We start from the raw sequence: 5,329 nt of genomic DNA, 5'->3' as shown, positions 1-5,329 counted from the left end.
TTCTGCCCTGGGTTTTTCGAGATCGGACATGGCTCCACCATCGGTGTTGGTGGTGGGGGAAGCAAGTGCGGTGCTCACAGGGAATCGGTTTCCAAATCTCGCCCTTAAGGAGTCAGTGGGAAAAGTGGCGGTGTCTCACCCAATGCTGACAGACAGGGCGACGACAATTTGGGTGACTATCCGGACTAATTGGCGATTGCGACGTCCGGCACCCAGAGATGGCGTTTGATACCTTGATCTTCCTCAGTCGCACGTTCACCAAGTTCTATAGTGATTAGTTCGTCACCTTCGTAAGCGGGGCTAAGCTCCAGAGCTAGGTAATCAAACAACTCACGTTCGTGAACTGCGATAATGACTTGCCGGCTGTTTTGCTTTGAGAGGAGCCGGATTAGCCCAGCAAACTGCGCCACATGAACCTCGTCCATTGCTTGCACGGGATCGTCGAAGACAAGACAGGGAACAATGGGCTCGACGGCGAGGTGAAGCGCAAGGAACAGGGACAGTGCAGCGGTGTTTAGGTTCCCCGCCGAGAGCATCATTTGGGGTGGGCCGCCAGCTTCACCGTTATTGTGCGTGGTTTCCAGTTTGATGTCGAACGTCTTCTTTGTGGCGCTCGGGATGCCGAAACTTGGGATGAATCCTTCGTTTGGAGCAAGCCTAGTGAAAACGGTCTTCCAGACCTCATTGAGAGATTCGGTGAAGACACGATGAACGATGTTTGTACGTGCCTGTGTGGCAGCTTCGTGGACTTCCTTCGCGATCCCCTGGCGGCGCTTCGCTTCGGTAACACGGTCGTCCCATTGCTTCTTGTTCTCGGCGACTTCGGCGAGGCGTTGGACGGCGGCGAATTCTCGTTCAAGCGCGGACGCAAGACGAGTCGCCTCGGCGTTTGCCTTCCGGTACTGACTGGCCTTGTCGGCAAGGCGGGAAAGTTGAGCCTTGGCAGATTCGAGCAGTTCGGTGGACAGTGTCTGGAACGAATCGAATGCCGGTTCCACGGTGACCTCGAGGAGAAGCGCGTACCTCACAAGTTCACCGTAGATATGGCGTTCTTCTGAGGCCGCGGCCTCAAGGTTCTCGAGTGACTGCTCAAGATCGCGGACGAGTCGGGCTAGGTCCGCGCCGTTGGACTTGGCGGCCTCGATTACCTCGACTTCGGAGGCGAGTTCGGTAAGGCTCGCGTGCCTCTGCTCGACGGCCTGCTGCTGATCGGCAGTGAGGACCCGGCCCGCGAGCTGGGTGTGCTCAACCTCCAGTCGGAAAACGCGTGCTGCGAGCTGGTCGCGCTCGTTTCGCAGCGCGACAAGTTGCTGGCCGTGACTTGTGAGCTCGGCCAGTTTTGTGTCTACGTGTGCAAGGAGGCTGTGTTCACGGATTTCAGTGAAGTCACGATCGCAGACTGGACACGTGTTGCTAGCACCGACGACGCTTCGGAGCGCAGCCAAAGCCTCGACGAGGGCGCTCGAAAGTTCGTGAGCATCAGCGAGCCTCTTCTGAAGCACATCCAGCTCAGCACGGTCTGCGCCCAACTGCGTGCCAATCGATTCAACCCGCTCTCGATCGGCGGCAGCGTTTTCTAGTTCCTTGACCGCCAACTTTGTGGCCTGCTCGACGGCGATACGCGGTCTGCTGCGCAGGTCTGCACCAGCAGCTTGAGCTTTTGCTTCCCACGCCTGAACTTTCACCCCGACCGCGGTGCCCCATGCATTCTTGTCGGAGATAGCGGTTGCCAGCGCATCGCGGGTTTCCTCGATTCGTTGCGTGCTCGGACGTTCAACCAGCCCCGAGATACGACCACCCAATGCGACGAGTTCCTGGTGGAGTGCTTCAGCATCTGCAACCTCGACACGGGTGGTGTCGTCGTCAGGCGCCGACCGAACGAACTCAATAAGCTCCACATCGGAACCGCTATCAGTTGTTCCACGATCAAGTTCGGAGGCGGCCTCGCGGGTCGCCGCGCGCGCTGCAGCGACCTCCATCCGAACGTCGGCTCGTAGGGCAGTCCGTTCCTTGAGTTCCGTCGCAGCTGCCTTCGCCTCGCGGTCGGCTTCATCAACGCCTGCCGCAAGCTTCTTGAAAAGCCTGAAATCATTCGCATCGCTAAGTCCGCTACGAAGAGCGTCAAGCTCCTCAAGCCCAAGAAGCTCGTTCACGAACTTCTCGAGGGCGCTCTGTTCGCTACCCTCACGAGCTTGGTAAAGATCGAGAAGACGACCCAGTGATGACTGATCGAGGTAGCAGCGCTCCGCGTAGAACTTCGCGGCGGCGGGGTTGAACGCCGGGGTGCCTTCCAGCCGTGCGCCGTTCACCGTCAGCGGTGTGCCCGGCGCTCCAGTCTGCAGGTACTCGGCGACGTCGGCTCGAACCGTTGCGTAAGGCTGCCCGAGGAACGGGAGGTGTGCTCGGTAGCGATCTGACTGACGTTCCATGCTCCGAATCTCGCCAGTCAACGCGAGCTCCAGAGCGGATAATACGCTGGTTTTACCTGTACCGTTTGGGCCATGGATGAGAACAACGGGTGCATCGAAAGGCAGTTCACGAGTGCCTTCTATACGCCGGAAGTCGGAGACCATCAGGCTGCGGATGGGGACATCAATCATCGTTGTCTTCCACCTGGTCGCTCCAGCCTGCTCCTGAATTCGCGTAACGACGCAGAGTTTCTCTTACTGCGGCCGGTCCATCGGCAGCAGCGTTGAGGAGTGCGATGTGGTCAGAGGTGTCCTTCGAAATGTTGAGCACGGCCATCACTTCGTTGACTGGGTCGCTTCCGTGGACAAGGTCCGCGTTAGGCAGTTTCAGCGGCAGGAGGACGGCAATGGCCTCTTCGATCTCCGCGATATCGGGCGAGACCGACGCGACGGGAAGGATGCGAGCGTAGCGTTCCAACTCGATTCGGTCGGAGGCGGCGATCCCTCCGAGATGCACAAGACTCACAGGCCGACGTGATGCCGCAAGGTCAAGAGAGCGAGCTAACCCCGCAACGAGGCGTTGGAGTCGCCGAAGTGGAACTTGGTCCGTCGCAACCAGGACTAAGTCATGGGAAGTATTCACTCCGCGGGCTGCGGCTTCGAAGTCGAACTGTGTGCCGACTACGGTGAGAGGCCTTGGAAGCCGTTCGAAACCGGCGCTTTCCAACACGATAAGGACATCCTGAACGCTTGTCATCAGTACCCACTCGCTAGCTTGAAAGCCTCGTATAGATCATCAGGTGATGCCGTGTCAGCGACGCTGGATTCGACGTTGAACCGCCCGACGCTCGTCTTGCCATCGCGACCGAAGCGAGTTCTCGGAGACCGAGTTTTGGTGGGTGGCTCTTTATCGGCGACGACTATCAGCACGTCGCCATCACTTTCGTCGAACGATGCATCCAACCTAAGATGCGTCAGCGCAGTGGCATCCTTCACGAAAAACACACGGGCGTTTCGCTGGTTAGTAATTAGTTGAACCGCACAATCACCAGCGGCCTCGCCATCACCTGGTACAACCGACCACTGCTCGGAGGTAAGTCCGCGACCGATCAAGGCCAACGCGACGCCGAGCCGCCCGAACTGTTTTGAGGGGAAATCCGCATTGAGAACTGCTTGGGCTGCTGGACGATCCGACAATGGCTCATAGCGTCTGCCCCCGGAAACTGGAATGCGGCCCGTGCGAAAAACCGTTAGTGCGAGGTTCACTACGTTTATTAAACGAGCAGCGAACTGCCGCTGAAACTCTAAGATCGCCGAGCGTTGAAGCGCAGTTGGATCTGCTGGATCCGCGTGTCTTGCTACCACGTCGCGGAGGCCGAGAAGGTCTGTCTGCAATTGCTTCACGGCTGCGGAGCCCCAAATGCCTTCCATCTCATCCTCGACCAAGAAGCTCAACTTCTCGGTGAGCGACGAGAGAACCAGAGCCAGCAAAACCGGCTTACCGTAGGCGCCCAGAAGGGATGAATCATTGATAGCGACCGCGTTGCCCTGGTAAGTGGAACCGTACGTAGTCCTCAGAACACTCCGATGATAGGACTCGAGACGTTCTTCGCAGAGAACCACTGCTGGTGGGGACACCGGCCACGACCGTGCCAAGTCCTGTGTCGCGGCTGCGAAAATGGTGTGGAAATTCTCATCCTGCGTCGAGAGGCCAATCATCAGCGTCGGTCGAGCCGCATACTGCACCTCAAGCTGTTTGCGAATCAGACGATTCTGCGGCTGCTCTGTCCACGACGAAATCTGCGAGTGGCGTGCCACGAGGGAGCTGCGGAACTCAGCCTCATCGTCTCTTGCACGCACTGCGCAGCCGTGGACCTTGACTACTTCGATACGCCTTCCGACGACGCGGAAGTCATCCGGCTTGACGGCGACACGGACCAAAGACCCAAATGCGGGGGTGAGTTCGTTCAACGCCTTCTCAAGGAGGCCATCCCAGTTCGCCGTCACCGCCGCTTCGACGAGCCCTTCAAGCATCAGAATCGCGATGCAATAGTGCTCGACATCAGGTTCAAGATCGGGAGACCCATACGTGTTCGGAACATCGAGTCCTGTCCAGACGAGATAGTCCTCGGGGTTTTCCTCACCGACAAGCACATCAAGAACGCGCGAGTAGTTCGTCACCAAAGACGAAACGATGCGCTGCCTCAGCGGCCAGACTCTGAACCGGATAGAGAGGTCGATGGTCCCCAGTTCTGCGTCGCTAAGACCAGCAAGCCCGAGTACTTCGTCGAGCGCGCCCCGGTACTCACAGTCTGCCTTTCCAGGGACAATGTTCGCCCGAAGGTGCTCGACGACACGTCCGAGTAGTTCGCCAACGTTGGGCACTCGCTCTCGTGAGATGCCCGAGCCAAGCCACAGGACGTAATGCCCCTCGTTGAAGGCGGCGGTGAACGCTGAAAACGACGAGCCGAACCCCTCCAGAACAGCCTGAACGGTCCTCACAGGTTCAGCTGTCATCCGGTCCCCCAGTGCGATACGTCTCCGCCGCGCGCGGAAGGTTCGGCATTGATGTGCCTAACGCTACTTTGCCATGCCGTGCCCCACTTGTGACGCGCGCTTGTTGACCCGGGCGTGTCTCGGACTTTAGTTGACCTTCGAATCACGAAAGTCGAGGCAGACCGACGTGCGGGACCTCTCAGCTAAGTCGGGTCTGTACACCACCCTGTCTGTCAGCATTGGGTGAGACACCGCCACTTTTCCCACTGACTCCTTAAGGGCGAGATTTGGAAACCGATTCCCTGTGAGCACCGCACTTGCTTCCCCCACCACCAACACCGATGGTGGAGCCATGTCCGATCTCGAAAAACCCAGGGCAGAAAGGCCCCTCCGCCGCTCCTTCACCCCAGGGGAGAAACTCTCGA

General features: G+C 58.5%; 3 protein-coding genes. All 3 read right to left on the bottom strand.

Annotation, left to right across the window (positions count from 1 at the left end):
* Positions 1–185 precede the first annotated feature (185 nt).
* Complete coding sequence (locus Y703_RS0102140; RefSeq protein ID WP_275450765.1) at positions 186–2,573, bottom strand: AAA family ATPase; 2,388 nt, start codon at positions 2,571–2,573, stop codon at positions 186–188.
* A gap of 19 nt (positions 2,574–2,592) precedes the next feature.
* A complete protein-coding gene (locus Y703_RS21860) occupies positions 2,593–2,934 on the bottom strand; it encodes a hypothetical protein (protein ID WP_155849372.1) in 342 nt (113 codons plus the stop codon).
* Positions 2,935–3,164: 230 nt separating this feature from the next.
* On the bottom strand, positions 3,165–4,925 hold the full coding sequence (locus Y703_RS0102130) for an SIR2 family protein (RefSeq protein ID WP_026551404.1): 1,761 nt from the start codon (positions 4,923–4,925) through the stop codon (positions 3,165–3,167).
* Between the last annotated feature and the right edge of the window lie 404 nt (positions 4,926–5,329).

Source organism: Arthrobacter sp. H20, from assembly GCF_000520515.1.
In the GTDB taxonomy this organism is placed as follows: Bacteria; Actinomycetota; Actinomycetes; order Actinomycetales; family Micrococcaceae; genus Arthrobacter_D.
This window is presented reverse-complemented; position numbering and strand designations above follow the sequence as displayed.

Bases quoted from the DNA above. Each gene is read 5' to 3' on its own strand.
- Y703_RS0102140 (WP_275450765.1), bottom strand. From the start codon at position 2,573: ATGGTCTCCGACTTCCGGCGTATAGAAGGCACTCGTGAACTGCCTTTC.
- Y703_RS0102130 (WP_026551404.1), bottom strand. From the start codon at position 4,925: ATGACAGCTGAACCTGTGAGGACCGTTCAGGCTGTTCTGGAGGGGTTC.